General features: G+C 74.4%; 18 protein-coding genes and 1 pseudogene. 7 read left to right on the top strand and 12 right to left on the bottom strand.

Annotated elements, in window-relative coordinates; translation table 11 throughout:
- The 3 genes from ESG85_RS04000 to ESG85_RS03990 form a co-directional block, all read right to left on the bottom strand.
- Window positions 1-2313: AAA family ATPase (locus tag ESG85_RS04000; protein WP_164986155.1), on the bottom strand; the 2313-nt coding region annotated here is incomplete at its 3' end.
- Entirely contained in the window at window positions 2310-3485 is a 1176-nt protein-coding gene (locus ESG85_RS03995) for an exonuclease SbcCD subunit D (protein ID WP_128976607.1), read from the bottom strand. The genes ESG85_RS04000 and ESG85_RS03995, both read right to left, overlap by 4 nt.
- A gap of 150 nt (window positions 3486-3635) precedes the next feature.
- Window positions 3636-4262 carry a YigZ family protein gene (locus ESG85_RS03990; protein ID WP_128976606.1) on the bottom strand — a complete coding sequence of 209 codons (627 nt, stop codon included), beginning with the start codon at window positions 4260-4262 and terminating at the stop codon, window positions 3636-3638.
- A 135-nt stretch (window positions 4263-4397) separates the two neighbouring features.
- Here ESG85_RS03990 and ESG85_RS03985 point away from each other — a divergent pair, with 135 nt between their 5' ends.
- Entirely contained in the window at window positions 4398-4826 is a 429-nt protein-coding gene (locus ESG85_RS03985) for a CoA-binding protein (protein ID WP_128976605.1), read from the top strand.
- Between the two features lie 110 nt (window positions 4827-4936).
- Window positions 4937-5338: a nuclear transport factor 2 family protein gene (locus tag ESG85_RS03980; RefSeq protein WP_128976604.1), complete on the top strand. Its 402-nt coding sequence runs from the start codon at window positions 4937-4939 to the stop codon at window positions 5336-5338.
- 62 nt (window positions 5339-5400) lie between these two features.
- On the opposite strand, the gene ESG85_RS03975 is transcribed toward ESG85_RS03980, so the two are convergent.
- Entirely contained in the window at window positions 5401-5970 is a 570-nt protein-coding gene (locus ESG85_RS03975) for a YbaK/EbsC family protein (RefSeq protein ID WP_128976603.1), read from the bottom strand.
- Window positions 5971-6014: 44 nt separating this feature from the next.
- Complete coding sequence (locus ESG85_RS03970) at window positions 6015-6587, bottom strand: helix-turn-helix domain-containing protein (protein WP_128976602.1); 573 nt, start codon at window positions 6585-6587, stop codon at window positions 6015-6017.
- 106 nt (window positions 6588-6693) lie between these two features.
- Between ESG85_RS03970 and ESG85_RS37100 the strand changes: the two are divergent.
- Window positions 6694-6927 (top strand): annotated as a pseudogene (locus ESG85_RS37100) (hypothetical protein); the annotation flags it as partial.
- Window positions 6928-6956: 29 nt separating this feature from the next.
- Here the strand turns inward: ESG85_RS37100 and ESG85_RS03960 are convergent.
- Window positions 6957-7724, bottom strand: coding sequence for an acyltransferase (locus tag ESG85_RS03960; RefSeq protein WP_128976601.1), 768 nt, complete (start codon window positions 7722-7724; stop codon window positions 6957-6959).
- Between the two features lie 132 nt (window positions 7725-7856).
- Between ESG85_RS03960 and ESG85_RS03955 the strand changes: the two genes are divergently transcribed.
- Complete coding sequence (locus ESG85_RS03955) at window positions 7857-8402, top strand: gamma carbonic anhydrase family protein (RefSeq protein ID WP_128976600.1); 546 nt, start codon at window positions 7857-7859, stop codon at window positions 8400-8402.
- A 117-nt stretch (window positions 8403-8519) separates the two neighbouring features.
- Here ESG85_RS03955 and ESG85_RS03950 read toward each other — a convergent pair whose 3' ends face one another.
- Window positions 8520-9203, bottom strand: coding sequence for a DedA family protein (locus ESG85_RS03950; protein ID WP_128976599.1), 684 nt, complete (start codon window positions 9201-9203; stop codon window positions 8520-8522).
- A gap of 301 nt (window positions 9204-9504) precedes the next feature.
- On the bottom strand, window positions 9505-9942 hold the full coding sequence (locus ESG85_RS03945) for a DUF4442 domain-containing protein (protein ID WP_128976616.1): 438 nt from the start codon (window positions 9940-9942) through the stop codon (window positions 9505-9507).
- 109 nt (window positions 9943-10051) lie between these two features.
- On the opposite strand from ESG85_RS03945, the gene ESG85_RS03940 reads away from it, so the two are divergent.
- Together ESG85_RS03940 and ESG85_RS03935 are read left to right on the top strand one after the other, a co-directional pair.
- Window positions 10052-11149, top strand: coding sequence for a DUF8017 domain-containing protein (locus tag ESG85_RS03940; protein WP_128976598.1), 1098 nt, complete (start codon window positions 10052-10054; stop codon window positions 11147-11149).
- A complete protein-coding gene (locus tag ESG85_RS03935) occupies window positions 11146-12435 on the top strand; it encodes an MFS transporter (protein ID WP_128976597.1) in 1290 nt (429 codons plus the stop codon). The genes ESG85_RS03940 and ESG85_RS03935 overlap by 4 nt, the downstream gene beginning before the upstream one ends.
- Here ESG85_RS03935 and ESG85_RS03930 read toward each other — a convergent pair.
- The 4 genes from ESG85_RS03930 to ESG85_RS03910 all read right to left on the bottom strand — a co-directional run bounded on the left by ESG85_RS03930 (window position 12397) and on the right by ESG85_RS03910 (window position 16521).
- The gene (locus ESG85_RS03930; RefSeq protein WP_128976596.1) at window positions 12397-13242 is read right to left on the bottom strand and encodes a spermidine synthase; all 846 of its coding nucleotides are present in this window, start codon (window positions 13240-13242) and stop codon (window positions 12397-12399) included. The two genes, ESG85_RS03935 and ESG85_RS03930, sit on opposite strands and share 39 nt — an antisense overlap.
- Window positions 13243-13246: 4 nt before the next feature.
- Window positions 13247-14104 carry a patatin-like phospholipase family protein gene (locus ESG85_RS03925; protein WP_128976595.1) on the bottom strand — a complete coding sequence of 286 codons (858 nt, stop codon included), beginning with the start codon at window positions 14102-14104 and terminating at the stop codon, window positions 13247-13249.
- 146 nt (window positions 14105-14250) lie between these two features.
- Complete coding sequence (gene tuf / locus ESG85_RS03920) at window positions 14251-15429, bottom strand: elongation factor Tu (RefSeq protein WP_128976594.1); 1179 nt, start codon at window positions 15427-15429, stop codon at window positions 14251-14253.
- 369 nt (window positions 15430-15798) lie between these two features.
- The gene (locus tag ESG85_RS03910) at window positions 15799-16521 is read right to left on the bottom strand and encodes a DNA alkylation repair protein (RefSeq protein ID WP_128976592.1); all 723 of its coding nucleotides are present in this window, start codon (window positions 16519-16521) and stop codon (window positions 15799-15801) included.
- Window positions 16522-16745: 224 nt separating this feature from the next.
- On the opposite strand from ESG85_RS03910, the gene ESG85_RS03905 reads away from it, so the two are divergent.
- Window positions 16746-17525, top strand: coding sequence for a TVP38/TMEM64 family protein (locus ESG85_RS03905; RefSeq protein WP_128976591.1), 780 nt, complete (start codon window positions 16746-16748; stop codon window positions 17523-17525).
- Window positions 17526-17578: the final 53 nt, after the last annotated feature.

The raw sequence follows: 17578 nt of genomic DNA, 5'->3' as shown, positions 1-17578 counted from the left end.
CGCGGCGGCCGCGGTGGCGGGCTCGGCGAGCCGGTCGGCGACCGCGGCGGCCTCGGCCTGCCAGGCGTCCACGCCCTGCTGGCAGGCACGGCGCTCCGGTTCGTCGAGGAGGGCGGCGGCGGCCTCGGCCGGGGTGGCGAAGCCGGCCTTGAACGCCGCGTCGGCGAGCCGGTCGTCGGCCTCCTTCAGGCCGCGCGCGGCGGCCTCGGCGGTCCGCACGGTCTCGGCGGCCTCCGTGAACAGCGCGATCCGCCGCTCCAGGAGCGTGGCGTGCGCGGCGACGCTGCCGGCCTCGCCCCGGGAGGCGGCCAGTTCCGCTTCCAGGGCGGCCTGCTGCTGCTCCAGGGTCTCGCGCCGCGAGGTCCGCGCGGCGACCCGCTGCTCGGCCTCCCGCTGGGCCGCGCCCCGCTCCTCGTGCTCCCGCTCGGCGCGGGCCAGCGCCTCCCGCGCGGCGTGCGTCCGCGCGGCGAGGGCGTGCGCCTCGGCGTTCTCCCGGGCCAGTTCGTCCGCCTCGTGGGCGAGTTCACCGAGTGCGGGATCGACCGCGTCGGCGGTGGCTTCGGGCCGCCGGAGACCCGCGCGGGCTTCGGCCCGGGCGGCCTCCCATGCCTCGGCGGTCGCCGCGACGGCGGTCTCGGCGCGCGTACGGGCCTCGTCGGCGCGGGTGTAGTCGGCGTAGGCGGTGTCCTCGGCGGCTCGGTCGACGTGGTCGGCGGTGGCGCGGGCCGGATCGGGATGCTCGGCGGAGCCGCAGACCTGGCAGGGCGCGCCGGGTTCGAGGGCGGCGGCGAGTTCGGCGGCGATGCCGCGCAGGCGGCGGGACTTGAGGTCGAGCCAGTGCTCGTGGGCCTCGTTGCGCCGCTCCCGGGCGGCGGTCAGCCGATCGCGGGCGCCGGTGAGTTCGGCGGCGAGCTCGTCGCGGCGGCGGGCGGCGGCGAGCCGGCGGCGGGCGGGTTCGAGGCGTCCGGCGAGCTGTTCGGCGCGGGCGGTGGCCTCCTGGGCGGCCTCGAGCTGTCGCCTGAGTTCGGCGCGGCGGGTCTCCCAGCCGGCGAGCCAGGCGGCGGCGTCCTGGAGGAAGTCCTCGTCGGCGCGGGCTTCCCGGTCGAGGCGGGCCCGCTCGGCGGTGAGTTCGGTGCTGCGGGCCTCGGCGCGGCGGGCGGCCTCGAGTCCGCCGAGCTCCTCGCGCAGGCGTCGCTCGATGGTGGAGAGCTGCTCGGCTCCGTCCTCGGCGTGCGCGGCGGGCAGCTCCCGGCGGACCCGGTCGCGCGCGGAGTCAGCGGCGCGGTGGGCGCGCTCGGCGTCCTCGCGCAGCGCGAGCGCGGGGGCGACCCGGTCGGCCTTGAGGGAGCGGTCGAGGGCGGTCTGCCACCGGTCGCGCTGCGGCCGGCGGGCGGCGAGGTCCTCCTGGCGGCGGACCGCGTCGGCGTACCGGGCCTGCCGGTCGGCGAGGTCGCGGGCGGCGTCGAGTGCGGCGCGGGCCTCGGCCCGGCGCCGTTCGGCGGTGGCGAGCCGCAGCCGGGCGATGTCGAGGGCTTCGCGGGCGTCGCTGCGGGCGAGGGCGGCGCGGGTCTGGACGGCTTCGGCCAGGCCGGGTTCGCCGGGGCGTTCCTCGACGGGGGCGGCGCCCGGGGAGCCGGGCCCGGCGGCCTGGGCCATCCGGTGCGCGAGGGCGAGCAGCCGCTCGTCTCCCGCGGCGACCTCGCGCTCGGCGGCCTTGCGCAGTTCGGCGAGCCGGTCCTCGACGGCCGCGAAGCGGCGGGTGTCGAAGAGCCGGCCGAGGAGCGTGCCGCGGGCCTCGGCGTCGGCGCGCAGGAAGCGGGCGAAGTCGCCCTGGGGCAGCAGGACGACCTGGCAGAACTGGTCCCGGCTCATGCCGAGGAGCTGGGTGATCTCCTCGCCGATCTCCTGGTGGGAGCGGCTGAGGTCCTGCCACGTGCCGCCGGCCGGGTCGTACTGGCGCAGCCGGCTCTGGGCCTTCTCGGTGGTGAAGCCGGTGCCGCGGAGCTTGGGCCGCCGCTGGGCGGGGCTGCGGGTGATCTCCAGGCGCCGTCCGGCGACGGTGAGTTCGAGGGTGACCTCGGTGGACGTGCCCGTGGGCGCGTGGTCGCTGCGCAGACTGGAGCCGGGGCTCTGGCGGGGGCCGGGCACGGTGCCGTACAGGGCGAAGCAGACGGCGTCGAGGACGGAGGTCTTGCCGGCGCCGGTGGGGCCGTGGAGCAGGAAGAGACCGGCGGACGACAGGGTGTCGAAGTCGATCTCCTGGGTGGTGCCGAACGGTCCGAAGGCGGTGACGACGAGGCGGTGGAGTCTCACCGGCCCACCTCGCGCTCGCGCTCGGCCGTGTCGACGCGGACGTCGTCGAAGGCGCCGTGCAGGACGGCCCGTTCGGCACCGTCGGGTCCGGCGCCGCCGCGCACGTGGGCCACGAAGTCCTCCGCGATCTGCCGGTCGCTGCGGTCCCGCAGCCGGGTGGCGTAGGAGACGTCCGGGTCGTCGTGCGCGCGCTCGGGGTCGAAGACCAGGTTGAGGGTGTGCGGGAACCGTGCGGCGAGGCGGGCCATGGGTTCGGCGGGGCGCACCGGGTCGGTGAGGGTCGCCTCGACCCAGGACTCCTCGTGCCGGGCGAGGCCGGGGTCGGCGAGGAGGTCGTCGAGACGGCCGCGGATCCGGGCGAGCGGCCGGGGCACGGGGCAGTCGACGCGCTCGGCGGTGTCGACGGCGCCGTCCGCCCCGAGCTCGATCAGCCACATGGTCTTGCGGTGGTCGGCCTCGGAGAAGGAGTAGGCGAGCGGGGAGCCCGAGTAGCGGACGCGGGGCGTGAGGGTCTGGCTGCCGTGGAGGTGGCCGAGGGCCACGTAGTCGACGCCGTCGAAGACGCCGGCGGGCACGGCGGCGACACCGCCGACGGTGATGTCGCGCTCGCTGTCGCTGGCCTGGCCGCCGGCGACGAAGGCATGGGCGAGGACGACGGAGCGGGTGCCGTCGGGGCGGGCCGCGAGGTCGGCGCGGACCCGGTCCATGGCGGCGGTGAGCACGGCCTCGTGCCCGGCCTTCTGCACGCCGAACCGGTCGCGCACCAGGGCGGGTTCCAGATACGGCAGGCCGTAGAGGGCGACGTCCCCGTGGGCGTCGGCGAGGACGACGGGCGTGCCGACGCCGGCCGGGTCGGTGCGCAGGTGGATGCCGGCGCGGTCGATGAGGCCCGCGCCGACGCCGAGGCGGCGGGCCGAGTCGTGGTTTCCGGAGATCATCACCGTGGGCACGCCGGCCTCGGCGAGCCGGTGGAGCGCGGCGTCGAACAGCTCGACGGCGGGCAGCGGCGGCACGGCCCGGTCGTGGACGTCGCCGGCGACCAGGACGGCGTCCACCTCGCGCTCGCGCACCGTCGCCACCAGGTGGTCGAGGAACGCGGCCTGGGCGTCGAGCAGGCCGACCCGGTGGAACGAGCGTCCCAGGTGCCAGTCCGAGGTGTGCAGAAGCCTCATGATCCCTGAGCGTATCGGTGGGGTACGACAGGACCGGCGAGAACGCCGGAACCGGTCCGAACCCGGGAGGCCGCGGAAGGACCGGAGGTTCCCGGGACGGTGTGGCGGACGGAGCGGCCGGAGTCCGCGGGAGCGGTGCGGCGGACCGGTTCAGGCATCGCCGTACGCCTCGCCGCCGAGCTCGAGGGTCGCCTCGCCGGCCGTCGCGTCGGCGAGCCAGGCCGTGAAGTCCGTCACGTCGGCGTCGGGAAGGCCGATCTCGATGGTGACGGCGGCGCCGTAGGTCACCTCGCGCACGTGCCGGCCGGTGGACCGCAGGTCGTTCTGCAGTTTCCCGGCCCGCTGGTGGTCGACGGTGACGGTGGCGAGCCGGTAGCGGCGCCGGGTGACGGTGCCGACGGCGTCCAGGGCCTCGCCGACCGCTCCGCCGTACGCGCGGATGAGGCCGCCGGCGCCGAGCTTCACGCCGCCGTAGTAGCGGGTGACGACGGCGGCGACGTAGCGCATCTCGCGGCGCAGCAGCATCTGGAGCATGGGGACGCCGGCGGTGCCGCCGGGTTCGCCGTCGTCGGAGGCCTTCTGCACGGAGGCGTCGGCGCCGATGACGTAGGCGAAGCAGTTGTGCGTGGCGGTGGGGTGTTCCCGGCGGATCCGGGCGACGAAGTCCTGCGCCTCCTGCTCGGTGGCGACGGGCGACAGCGCGCAGAGGAAGCGCGATCGGTTGACCTCGGTCTCGTGGACGCCCTCGGCCGCGAGCGTGCGGTACTGCTCCTGCATCCCGCCAGCCTATGCGCCCGCGCGGACCCGTCGGCACCCGCGGTGGTCCGTGACGGAGGCGGACCGGGCGGGGAATGACCGAGGGTCACGGATCGTTCACCAGAGGACCAGTCGATTCACGGAAGGCAGAGTGGGATGAGCGTCGAGTCCGGGACCGCCGGGACCGAGGCGGACACCGTCCGCCGGATCCTCACCGAGAGCGGCGACACATGGGCGGTCGTGGGCCTCTCCGGCAACCGCTCGCGGGCGGCGTACGGGGTGGCGGCCACGCTCCAGCGTTTCGGCAAGCGGATCGTGCCGGTCCACCCGAAGGCGGAGACGGTGCACGGGGAGCGGGGGTACGCGACGCTGGCGGAGATCCCGTTCCCGGTCGACGTGGTCGACGTGTTCGTCAACAGCGACCTCGCGGGCGCCGTGGCGGACCAGGCGGTCGCGATAGGCGCCAAGGCGGTCTGGTTCCAGCTGGACGTGATCGACACGGAGGCGTACGCCCGGACCCGGGCGGCCGGTGTCGACATGGTCATGGACCGCTGCCCCGCGATCGAGATCCCGAAGCTGGGCTGATCCGCGCGCCGGTCCCCGGAGCCGCCCGCCCGCCCGCGGAGCCCTCCGGCGGCTCACCCGCCTGCCGGGGCCGGGAGGCGGGCGGGCCGGAGGGGCGCTTCGATGGCGCCATGAGCGAGCGCGAGGACTTCCTGGCCTGGGTCGCGTCGGACCTGTACGCGGCGGAGCTGGCCATCCACAACGGCGACCCGGCCCCGCGCCGGGCGCTGTGGTCACGCGAGGAGCCGGTGAGCGTGTTCGGTGCCTGGCGCGACGCCTTCGGGCTGCGCGAGGTCGACGAGCTCTTCGGTCACCTCGCGGAGACCTTCTCGGACTGCACGTCGTACGCGTTCGAGCCGCGGGCCTGGGACGTGGTGGGCGACGTGGCGTGGACGGCCGGCTTCGAGCGCACGTCCGTCTCCGTCCACGGCGAGCCCACGAGCTACACGCTCCGGGTGACGCAGTTCTACCGCCGCGAGGGCGGGGCGTGGCGGGTCGCCCACCGGCACGGCGATTCGGTCGACGGCGTGTGACGGCGGCCCGGGCGGCCGGGTGCCGCTCGCGCTCGCGCGGCGCGGGCTTCCCGGAGGGCCGCTCAGTCCTGCGGCTCGGGGCTGATGCCCAGGCCTTCCAGGACGACGGCGCCCGGCAGCTGGGCGAAGGCCTTGCCCGGGAGGATCAGCTTGCCTCGACGGCGGCCACTGCCGACGAGCACCCACTCGGTGTCGACGACGGCGGCGTCCACCAGGACCGGCCAGCCGGCCGGGAGGCCGATGGGCGTGATGCCGCCGTACTCCATGCCGGTGTCTCCGGTGGCGGTCTCCACGGGCGCGAAGCGCACCTTGCGGACGCCGAGCTCCTGGCGGACGACCCCGTTGATGTTGACCCGGGTGCCGGAGCGGACGACGCAGGCGGCGAGGGTGGTGGTCGTGCCGCGCTTGCCGGCGACGATCACGCAGTTCGCGGACTCGTCGAGCAGCCGCTGACCGTGGTGCTCGACGAAGACGGCGGTGTCCGCGATGGCCGGATCGGTGTCCGCGTAGAGGATCTCCTCGGCCGGGACGGTGCCGTTCCAGTCACGCACGGCCGCGGCCACGGGTTCGGTGAGCAGGTCGAGGCAGTCGGGAGCGGGGCGGACGTCGAAGTCTCCGATGGGTGCGCGCATGACCTGCACCGTAACAAGTCGCTTGCTCCGTGCGTCCGTTCGTCTCAGCGTGCGGGCGGGATGGAGACGGCCATCGTCAACTCCACCGTCTCCGCGCCCGCGTTGCGGTAGGCGTGCGGCACGTTGCTCTCGAAGACGGCCGAGGTTCCGGCCGGGATGAGGTGGTCCTCGCCGTCCACGACGAGCGTGAGGGTGCCCGCCGTGACGTGGAGGAGTTCGGTGGTGCCGTCGGGATGCGGGTCGGAGGCGCTGCCGTCACCGGGCATCAGCGTCCAGTGCCACAGTTCCAGCGGCCCGCGGGCCTCGGTGCCGGCGAGCAGGGTGGTGTGGCTCCCGGTGGAGGTGGACCACATGCGGACGGCCTGCTCCGGCGGTACGAGCCGGACGTGCGGGCCCTGTTCGTAGTCGAGCAGGGTGGTGATCGAGACGCCGAGCGCGTCGGCCAGCTTGACGGTGGTGCCGACGCTGGGGTTGGTGCGGGCCTGCTCGATCTGGATGATCATGCCGCGGCTGACCCCGGCCCGGGCGGCGAGCGCGTCCAGGGTGAAGCCGCGCTCGTTGCGCCAGCGCTTCAGGTTACGGGCGAGCGACTGGGTGAGCTGGTCGAGGTCCGACACGTACCGTCCAATATAGTGAATGACAGAGTCCAACAGACTGAACTACCGTGTGGTGCACCCGATTGTTCACTGCACTGTACTGCGAGGCACCACCCCCATCACGGCTCTGACGGCGTTGCTCGCCCTGGGTACCAGCCTCCTCTGGGGACTCGCCGACTTCGGCGGCGGACTGCCGACCCGGCGCTTCCCCGCGCTGACCGTCGTCGGGGTGTCGCAAGGCGTCGCCGTCCTCGCCCTCGCCCTCGTCCTCGTCCTCGTCCTCGGGACCGTCGTGCTCGCCACGGGCGCCCTCGGCGAGGCGGGCCCGCTGCTCTGGTACGCGGTCGCCGCGGTCCTCGCCCGGAACGACGGACCGCTCCGCCGGGACGCTCAGCGCTCCAGTTCCGCCAGGGCGTTCAGCTCCGACTCCTCCAGGGCGGCGAGCGCGGCGAGCTGCTGCGGGGTGACGCCGTCGGGGAGCGGGGTCGGGGCGGGCGTGCGCAGGGGCGGCTGCCAGCCCTTCTCCGGGTCGTAGGACCGGACCACCTTCGCCGGCGCGCCCGCCACCACCGCATGGTCGGGGACCTCGCCCCGCACGACCGCCCCGGCGGCCACCACGACGTTGCGGCCGAGCCGGGCGCCGGGCAGGATCACCGCACCGGTGCCGAGCCAGCAGCCCGGACCGATGACGACGGGCTCGGAGCGGGGCCACTGGCGCCCGACGGGCACGTCGGGGTCGTCGTAGCTGTGGTTGGTCGAGGTGATGTAGACGTACGGCCCGCAGTACGTGTCGGAGCCGATGGTGATGGGCGCGTCGGCGATGACGTGGCTGCCGCGGCCGAGGACGACGCCGTCGCCGAGGGTCAGCACGGTGTCCTGGCCGAGGTCGAGATCCGGCAGCATCCCCGCGGTCAGCGTGACCTGCTCGGCGATGATGCAGCACGCGCCGATCTCGATCCACGGCTCTCCGAAGACCGTGCCCTGCGGGAAGGCCAGCCGGGTGCCCTCGCCGAGCGCGCGGAAGCGCAGCCTGCCCTGGTGCTCGGCGGTGATCGCGCCCGCCTGCTGGATCCTCCGCCAGCCGCTCTGCAGGGCGCGGGCGACGACGCGGCGCCGCCAGGCGGTCAGCGAGGAGAACGTGTTTCGGTTCCGGGGCACCCGGACACCGTAGTCGGCGGTGTCCGCGCTGATCAGTGCGGTGCGCTGTGATGTCCGTCATGAGCCGCGGCTACGCTTCGCCGGAAGGCGCGACCGACGGATTCACGGATTCAGCGAAGCAGGAGCGAAACGATGGCAGAGGTGACGGACGTGTCCGGGGCGTTGATCAAGGCGGTGGGCGGCAAGGAGCCGCGGGTCGACCCGACGGCCTTCACGGCGCCGACGTCCGTGGTGCTCGGCGAGGTCACCCTCGGTCCGCGCGCCAGCGTCTGGTACCACGCCGTGCTGCGGGCGGACTGCGGTCCGATCGAGGTCGGCGAGGACGCCAACGTCCAGGACAACTGCACCGTGCACGTCGACCCGGGCTTCCCGGTGACGATCGGCGCGCGGGTGACCATCGGTCACAACGCGACCGTCCACGGCTGCACGATCGAGGACGACGTGCTCGTCGGCATGGGTGCCACGGTCCTCAACGGGGCGCGGATCGGCGCCGGCTCGCTGATCGCGGCCCAGGCGCTGGTGCCGCAGGGCATGGAGGTGCCGCCGGGATCGCTGGTCGCGGGCGTGCCGGCGAAGGTGCGGCGGCCCCTGACCGAGGAGGAACAGGCGGGCATCCAGCTGAACGCCGAGATGTACCTGCACCTGGCGAAGGGCCACGCGGAGGCGTTCGGGGAGTAGCCGGGCCTCACGCGTCGGCGCCGCCCGGCCCGTGGCCGTCGCCTCCGCGGCGGCGGCCCCGTCCCGCCGGCGGGACGGGCTCCTGCCCGACCGCGGGAGCGGTGGGGGCCGGGCGGACTACGCGGACTGGGCGGGCTGGGCGGGTGTGGTCTCGGCGGGTGCCGCGGAGTCCGCGGGCTCCGACGCCCGCATGGTCGCCGCGGCCTTCTTGGCCCGGCTCTTCAGGATCAGCATCGACGCCAGACCGAAGAGCACCGCGAGCACCAGGCCCAGCCACGAGAAGCGCTTGAGCCAGGCCTCGGCGACGATGCCGACGGAGTAGATGACGGCCGTGGTGCCGCCCGCCCACAGGATGCCGCCGAAGACGTTGGCGACGGCGAACTTCCAGTACGGCATCCGCAGCACGCCCGCGAGCGGACCGGCGAAGATCCGCAGCAGCGCGACGAAGCGGCCGAAGAAGACCGCCCACATGCCCCACTTCTGGAAGGAGCGCTCGGCCAGCGCGATGTTGGCCTCGCTGAAGTGCTTGGGGAACTTCTTCCCGAGCTTGGTGAGCAGGGGCCGCCCGCCCCTGCGGCCGATCGCGTAGCCGATCGAGTCGCCGATGACGGCTCCGGCACTGGCGCAGGCGCCGAGGACGTACGGATTGATCTCGCCGTGCTGGGACGCGAGCAGCGCGGAACTGACGAGGACGATCTCACCGGGGAGCGGGATGCCCAGGCTCTCCAGGCCGATCACCACACCGACCAGCGCGTAGACGGCGACCGCGGGGATCGTCTCCAGCCACTCCTGCACGTGCACGGTGGGTTCCTCTCCCCCTGTCGGCGACCGATCCCCGGCAGCCTACCCCGGTCCCGGCATGGGCGGCCGCTGCCCGACCCGGGCGGACCGGGCAGACGGGCAGGAGCTCAAGCCGGGCAGACGGGCAGGAGCTCAAGCCGGGCAGGCGGGCAGGGGCTCAGGCCGGGCGAACGGCCAGGACCGGCACAGTCCGGACCGGCATGCGGACCCCGGGCCCGCCCCGGCTCGCCCCGGCTGGCTCGCCCCTGACCTGCCCCGGCCGGCTTCGGTCCCCCCGAGCCGTCCGGGTTCGCCCGCCGGGTCAGGAGTTGGGGCGCAGGGTCCAGGTCACGCTCATCTCGCCGGTCACGGCGCCGTCCTCGCGGGTGATGGCGATGTGGACCGGGAACTCGGGCCGCTGGCCGGCGTCGAGCTCGGCGACGACCTCGGCGGCCGGGCGGCCCAGCGTCGCGGTGGCGGTGACGACGCCCATGGCCAGCTTCTTGTAGCCGATCTCGGCGTTGACGGCGAGCGGCACCGCGCGGTTCAGCTGGTCGCCGAAGGCGGCCAGGACGATGGCGCCGCTGGCGGACTCGGCGAGGGTGAACATGGCGCCGGCGTGCGGGCCGCCCACGTGGTTGTGGTAGTCGGCCTGGTCCGGCAGGCGCACGACGGCGCGCTCGGCGGTGGTCTCCAGGAACTCCAGGTTGAGGGTCCTGGCCATGGGCACCGTGGCGGCGAGCATCTCGCCGACGGTCATCTGGTCTGCGCTCATGAGCCGTGATGTTACCCACGAGTAGCAGTCTTCGCCATCCCACCACGGGGGCGGCCGTAGCCCCGCACCGGCCACACCTCTATCGTTACGGCCCATGTGGCCAGGACAGCAGCCGCCCGGGGGCGAGCAGAACCCGCAGGACCAGAGTCAGAACCCGTACGCGCAGCCGGGACCGCAGCCCGGTGCGCAGCCGGGCTACGGACAGCCCAATCCGTACCAGCAGCCGACCGTGCCGCAACCCGCGTACGGACAGCCCAACCCGTACCAGCAGCAGCCGGGCGCGCAGCCCGGTTACGGGCAGCAGCCCAACCCGTACCAGCAGCCGACCGTGCCGCAGTACGCGGTGCCGGGCCCGGCGCAGCCGGGTGGCGGTGACGGCGGCAGGAAGAAGCAGACGACCATGGTGGCGATCGTCGCCGCCGTGGCCGTGCTCGCGGCGGCCGGCGTGACCGGCTACCTCGTCCTCGGCAAGGACGACGACAAGAAGAACGAGGCCGAGGACCCGAAGCCGACCCAGTCGGCGAGCGTGAACCCGCCGTCCTCGTCCGCTCCGCCGCTCGAGAACCCGCGCAACGGCGCCGCCCAGCAGCCGACGGTCCCCGGGTGGAAGGTCGTCTTCAACCCGAAGTACGGCACGCTGTTCGACGTGCCTCCGGAGTGGGAGGTCTCGAAGCCGGGTTCCGTCACCGGCTTCCAGGACGAGAAGAAGGGCGACGGCTCCCCCGTCGTCGTCATGTCCGCTCCCGCGCACCTCAAGAGCAACTGGTGCGCGCTCGACACGGACAAGAACGGCACCGAGGAGACCTGGGGTCTGAGCAGTGCCGGCACGAAGGGTGCCCAGGGCGCCAAGGACACCGCGGAGGCGGCGTACAACGCGGCCGGCTCCTGGGCGTGGGCGGGCTACGCCCAGCACATGCCCAAGGGCACCGTCAAGATCACCAAGGCCGTGCCGTACACCACCGCCTCCGGCCTCCAGGGCAGCATGTCGACGGCCACCGCGCCCGGCGTCAAGAAGCGCAACAAGTGCGAGACGGACGGCAAGTCCATCGCCTTCGCCTTCAAGACCGCCAAGGGTGACTTCTCCACCTTCGTGCTGTACGGCGCCGACGGCGTGAAGGACGAGCTGTCGGACGAGACCATCAAGAAGATCGTCTCCACGGTGCGCCTCGCCCCCGAGTCCACGGAGTCGTGATCCGCCTCCGCACACCCGGCTGGGCGGGCCGGAACTACCTGCTGCTGACCGCCGCCGCGATCGTCACCAACCTGGGCACCCACGGTGCCCTGATCGCGGCGGCGTTCGCCGTCATCCAGTCCGGTGGCGACGGCGGTGACGTCGGTCTGGTGGCGATGGCCCGCACGCTGCCGCTCGTGCTCTTCCTCCTCATCGGCGGCGCGGTCGCCGACCGGGTGCCCCGGCACGGGGTGATGGTCGCCGCCAACGTCCTCAACTGCGTCTCGCAGGCGGTGTTCGCGGCGCTCGTCCTGACCGGCGAGGCCCGGCTGTGGCAGATGATGCTGCTGACCGCGCTGTGCGGCACCGGGCAGGCGTTCTTCAGCCCGGCCGCCGAAGGCATGCTGCTCTCCACCGTGAGCGGCGAACAGGCCGGCCGGGCCTTCGCCCTCTTCAGGATGGCGATGAACGGCGCGGCCATCGGCGGCGCCGCGCTCGGCGGTGCGCTGATCGCCGCCTTCGGCCCGGGCTGGGTGCTCGCGATCGACGCCGCCGCCTTCGCGGTCGCGGGCGCGCTGCGCGCCTTCCTCGACGTCCGGCACGTGCCCGAACGGGCGCCCGGCGGCGGGCTCCTGGCCGATCTCCGGGAGGGCTGGGACGAGTTCGTCGGACGGCCCTGGCTGTGGTCGATCGTCGCCCAGTTCGCCATCGTGGTGGCGCTGGTCGGCGCGGCCGAGTCGGTGTACGGGCCGCTGGTCGCCCGGGACGAACTGGGCGGCGCCCGCCCGTGGGGCCTGGCGCTGGCCGCGTTCGGCGTGGGCACGGTGTGCGGCGCGGTGCTGATGGCGCGCTGGAAGCCGCGCCGGATGCTGCTCGTGGGCACCCTGTGCGTCTTCCCCATCGCCCTGCCCTCGGCGGCGCTCGCGGTGCCGCTGGACGTGGTCGGGCTCTCGGCGGCGATGTTCGTGAGCGGCGTCGCGATCGAGGTCTTCGGCGTCTCCTGGATGACGACGCTCCACCAGGAGATCCCCGAGGAGAAGCTCTCGCGGGTCTCGGCGTACGACTGGTTCGGCTCGACGGCGATGCTGCCGCTCTCCACGGCCCTGGCGGGCCCGGCGGAGACCGCCTTCGGCCGGAGCAACGCGCTGTGGGGCTCGGCGACGCTGATCGTGCTGGTCACGGCCCTGGTGCTGCTGGTACCCGACGTACGGAACCTGACACGCCGCACGAAGCCGGTGACGGGGGCGGGGAGGACGGGTGCCGGTGCCTCAGCCGATGCCGAAGGCTCCGTTCGGGGGCACGGGTGACGGGACCGCGTCCGTGTCCCGGACCGGGCGCGCATCGCCCGTGAACCCGGCCACGGCCTCGCCCCACTCCACCCGCGCCGGGAACGGATCCGCCGCGGTGCGGCGGGCGAGGCCTGCGGTGTCGATCTCCCGGTCCGAGGCGACCAGGACGGCGTTGCCGAAGCGACGCCCGCGCAGCACCGCCGGCTCGGCGATCAGCGCGAGCTCGGGGAAGACGGCCGCGAAGGTGGCGAGCTGCGAGCGCAGGAAGTCGAAGGGCGCCCCGTCGGCGAGGTTCGCCGCGTAGGTGCCGCCCGGGCGCAGCACGCGCCGCGCCTGCCGGGCGTACTCGACGGACGTGAGGTGCGCGGGCACCCGCGAGCCGCCGAACACGTCGGCGATCAGCAGGTCCGCGGAGTCGTCCGGCTGGGCCTCCAGCCACGCGCGGGCGTCCGCGCCGTGCACCGTGATGTCCGCGTCCGCCGGCAGCGGCAGGTGCTCGGTGACGAGTGCGAGCAGGCCGCGGTCGGCCTCGGCGACCTGCTGCCGGGAGCCGGGGCGGGTGGCCGCGACGTACCGGGGCAGGGTGAGCGCCCCGCCGCCCAGGTGGACGGCGTCCAGCGGGGCGCCTTCCTCCGCGAGCAGGTCGACGACGTGCGCGAGGCGCCGGGCGTACTCGAACTCCAGGTGGCCGGGGTCGTCGAGGTCCACGTACGACTGCGGGGCGCCGTCGACGGTGAGCAGCCAGGCCCGCTCGGTGTCCACGTCGGGCATGAGCCTCGCGGTGCCGCCGTCGACGTCGCGGATGACGGGAATCTGCTCGTTCACGTCCTCATTGTGCCCACAGGGCGGTGACGGCCCGCGCGTGGGTCGCGGCCTGGGCCCGCCCGGCGCGGGCGGCGGGACCGCGGCGGGTCGGGTCGAGGGGGTTGCGGCCGAAGGCCCTCCTGGACGCGGCGTCGGGCGTGATGACCTCGACCCGCGCGCCGGCGGCGGCGAGCGCCTCGCCCTGCCGGGCGGGTGACCGCAGCACCGTGTTGCCGGTGGCGCTGGGCGCGATGACCACGACGCGCTCGTAGCCGGCGGCGAGGTGGGCGTTGGCCGTGGAGTGCAGTCCGCCGTCGATCCACCGGCGGCCCGCGAGGTCCACGACGGGCCAGACGCCGGGGATGGCGCAACTGGCGGTGACCGCGTCCACGAGCGGGACGCCGGCGTCCGCGTCGAAGGCGGTGAGCTCACCGCTCTCGGCGTCCACGGCGGTGACCAGCAGCCGCCGCTCGGGCCATTCGACGGCCGTCCCGAGCCGCCGCGCGACGACCTCACGGCGCGCCGCCGGCTCGACGGTAGGGGCCGCGGCCGCGAGCCGGCCGAGCTTGCGCCCGTACTCCTCGGGCGTGCGCGAACCGAGCACGGCAAGGGCGTACCGGAGTATCCGTCCGAACCCGAGCCGGGCCGAGAGCTCGCCGTCGGACGGGGTCGACTGGCTTTCGTAGAGCGCGCCGAGCGGGAAGCGTCCGGAGGAGAGCTGCGCGGCGACGACCGCTCCGGCGGAACTGCCGACGACCAGATCGGCCCGCGTCAGGTCCACGCCGCTCTCGGCGAGCCCCCACAGGACCCCGACTTCCCACCCCGCGCCGGTCAGCCCGCCCGACCCCAGTACCAGTGCCGTGCGCTTCGCGGTCTCCGTCATGATCCGAGTCTGGCGCAGCGCTTCGGAGGGGTGCGGGGCGGGGCCCGGAAGGGTTCCTTCCGGGCCCCGCCGACCGCGGACGGGACAGCCGCGAAGCGCGGGCATTCCCTTAACGGTGCGTCAACCGTCCTGTCGGATCTCGCCGTTCAGAGGACTTCGGTCACGGTCCCCGCGCCCACCGTGCGGCCGCCCTCGCGGATGGCGAAGCCGAGTCCCGGCTCCAACGGGAGGGCGCGGCCCAGGTCGACGGTCATGGTGACCGTGTCACCGGGGCGGGCCACGCCCGCGTCGCCGAGGTCGACGTGGCCGACGACGTCCGCCGTGCGGAGGTAGAACTGCGGGCGGTAGCCCGTGGCGACGGCTGTCGAGCGGCCGCCCTCGCGTGCGGACAGCAGGTACACCCGCGCCGTGAACCGGCTGCGCGGGGCGACGCTGTCCGGCGCGGCCACCACGTGCCCACGGCGGACGGTGCCGCGCGGAACGCCGCGCAGGAGCAGGGCCACGTTGTCGCCGGCCTGGGCCGACTCCATCGGCTTGCCGAAGGTTTCGACGCCGGTGACGACCGTCTCCGTCTCCGCGCCGAGCACCGCCACGCGGTCGCCGACGCGCACCGTGCCGCGCTCGACGGCACCGGTGACGACGGTGCCGCGACCGGTGATGGTGAGCACGCTCTCCACCGGCATCAGGAACGGCGCCTCCACGTACCGCACCGGCACCGGCACGTAGGTGTCCACCGCGTCCAGCAGCGCCTCCACGGACGCCGTCCAGCGCGGGTCGCCCTCCAGGGCGCGCAGCCCGGAGACCCGGACCACGGGCACGGCGTCGCCGCCGTAGCCGTGCGCGGTGAGCAGCTCGCGCACCTCGAGCTCGACGAGGTCGGACAGTTCGTCGTCGGCTCCGTCCGCCTTGTTGAGGGCGACGACGACGTGGTCGACGCCGACCTGACGGGCGAGCAGGACGTGCTCGGCGGTCTGCGGCATGATCCCGTCGAGCGCCGAGACGACGAGGATCGCCCCGTCGAGCTGCGCCGCGCCCGTGACCATGTTCTTGATGTAGTCGGCGTGTCCGGGCATGTCGACGTGGGCGTAGTGACGGGTGTCCGTCTCGTACTCGACGTGCGCGGCGTTGATGGTGATGCCCCGCCGGGCCTCCTCCGGGGCCCGGTCGATGCGGTCGAAGGGCACGTACGTGGTCGGACCGCCGGTGCCGCGTTCGCTGAGGACCTTGGTGATGGCGGCGGTGAGGGTGGTCTTGCCGTGGTCGACGTGGCCCATGGTGCCGATGTTGAGGTGCGGCTTGGTGCGCGCGTATGCCTGCTTGGGCATGGCTGGATCGCTCGTTTCGATGCTCGAAGCGTGAAGGGGGACCCCGGGGCCGAACCGACCCTCCCCCTGTGGGGTCCGCCGGACGATCCGGGGAGAGTCAGCTTCGGTCGCCGCCGAGCGCCGGGAGAGCGACGGGAGCGGGGAGCGCGGCGGGAGCCGCTGAAACCGTGCGGGTGGTGGGCGCCGCGAGGGCCGTGGAAGCCGTGACAGCCGTGACAGCCGTGAGGACGGCAGCCTTCGGCGCGTCCGCGACTGCTGCGGACGGCGCTGCGAGGAAGGCATGCCGGAACATGTCACCGATGATGGCCGTCCGACGGCTCCCGGTCGACCGAATTTAGGGGCGGCGGGCGCCACTTGGGGAGGGTGCCGTCACACGGGCGGCAGGTTCTTCAGCGCCTCGCGGACGGACAGCGGCGAGAGGCGCGAGGAGTTCTGCGCGACGAAGGCGCGGACCTCGGACGGCGCCGTCCTGGCGTACTCGCGCAGGCTCCAGCCGATGGCCTTGCGGATGAAGAAGTCGGGGTGGCCGGAGCGGAGCAGGCAGGAGGAGAAGAGGCGGTCGGCGTCGGTGTCCGCCTTGAAGCGGAGCTGGTGGAGGAGTGCGGTGCGGACGACCCACAGGTCGTCGTCGGCGATCCACTCGTCCATGCGCGCGCCGAGCGCCGGATCGGCCGCGACCAGACCGCCGACGACGTGGGCGGCGAGGTGGTCGACGGTGTCCCACCAGGAGACGGTGGTGACGAGTGTGCGGGCCACCGGCAGGAAGGCGGAGGAGCAGCGCTTCACGTGGCGGCGCAGGTAGTCGACGGCGAAGTAGTGGTACTCGCGCTCCGGGAGCGCGAAGCAGCGCAGGGCGACGGCCGTGCAGTCGGTCTCGTCGGGAGCGGGCAGTCCGGCGAGGACGGTGCGGGAGAGCGCGCGGCGTTCGGGCGTGCGCACCCCGAGGAAGGGCGCGACGCCCTTCATGTACGCGATCATCTCCTGCGCCCGGAACGGGTCTCCGGCCGCCGGGTAGACCTCGGTGAGACGGCCGAGCACCGTGTCGGCGAGGGCGCTGTCGGGGACGACGGCGGGAGCGGCGGGTGTGCTCATCGCCTCACTGTACGGCGGCCCGCACGGCACACGTCCCACGGCGCACGTCATCACGTCACACGCGCACGTCCCCCATCACGCGGCACACGTCCCACGGCGCACGCGCACGTCCCACATCACGCGGCGCACGTCCCGCGGCGCACGCGCACGTTCCACATCACGCGGCGCACGTCCCGCGGCGCACGTCACGGCGATCACCCGCCGGTGTCGGTTACGCTCCCCGGGTGTTCGAGCCCGTGCCCGCCCGCCGCTCCCGCGTGTCGCTCCCGCCCCGGGCCCGGCTGGCCTGCCTCGCCCTGATCCTGCTGGCCGCGGGAACGTCGGTGCTGCTCTTCGAGCCGCAGCGGCTGCTCGCGGCGGGCTGGCCGCCGCAGCTGAGCGGCCCCGTCGCGGTGCTCGTCTTCGGCCTGGCGTACGGCGTGTGCACGGCGGCGCTGGTGCCGCGGCCAATCCTCAACCTGGCGGCGGGCGCGCTGTTCGGCGCCCAGGCGGGCTTCGTCGCGTCCCTGGGCGGCACGGTCCTGGGCGCGGGCCTGTCGTTCGCGCTCGGTCGGATGCTGGGCCAGGAGGCGCTGCGCCCGTACGTGCGGGGCCGCTGGCTGAAGGCGGCGGACGGCCAGCTGAGCCGGCACGGTTTCCGCTCGATGCTGGCGATCCGGCTGTTCCCGGGGATGCCGTTCGTGGTGGCGAACTACGCGGCCGCCGTGTCCCGGATGCGGTGCCTGCCCTTCCTGCTGGCCACCGGCCTCGGCTCCGTACCGAACACGGCCGCGTACGTGATCGCGGGCAGTCAGGCCACGTCTCCCACCTCGCCCGCCTTCCTGATCTCGATGGGCTTCATCGTCGTGTCGGCCGGCGCCGCGGCGGTCGTGGGCTGGCGCAAGCGCCACCGCATCGCGGCACGCGCGGAGGCCCCGGAGCCGGTGGCCCCGTCGGCCGAACCGCTCGCCGCGCCCACGGGCCCCGACGGCCGGGAGCCCGCGGGCACGGGCACCCCGGTCTGACGGACGACCGGGCCGGGGGCTCGGTAGGCGACCGGGGCCGGGGCCCGGCCGCG

Origin of the sequence: Streptomyces roseicoloratus, assembly GCF_004117935.1 — a bacterium.
Classification (GTDB): domain Bacteria; phylum Actinomycetota; class Actinomycetes; order Streptomycetales; family Streptomycetaceae; genus Streptomyces; species Streptomyces roseicoloratus.
The sequence above is the reverse complement of the archived record's forward strand: the minus strand, read 5'-3'. Positions and strand labels throughout refer to the sequence as shown.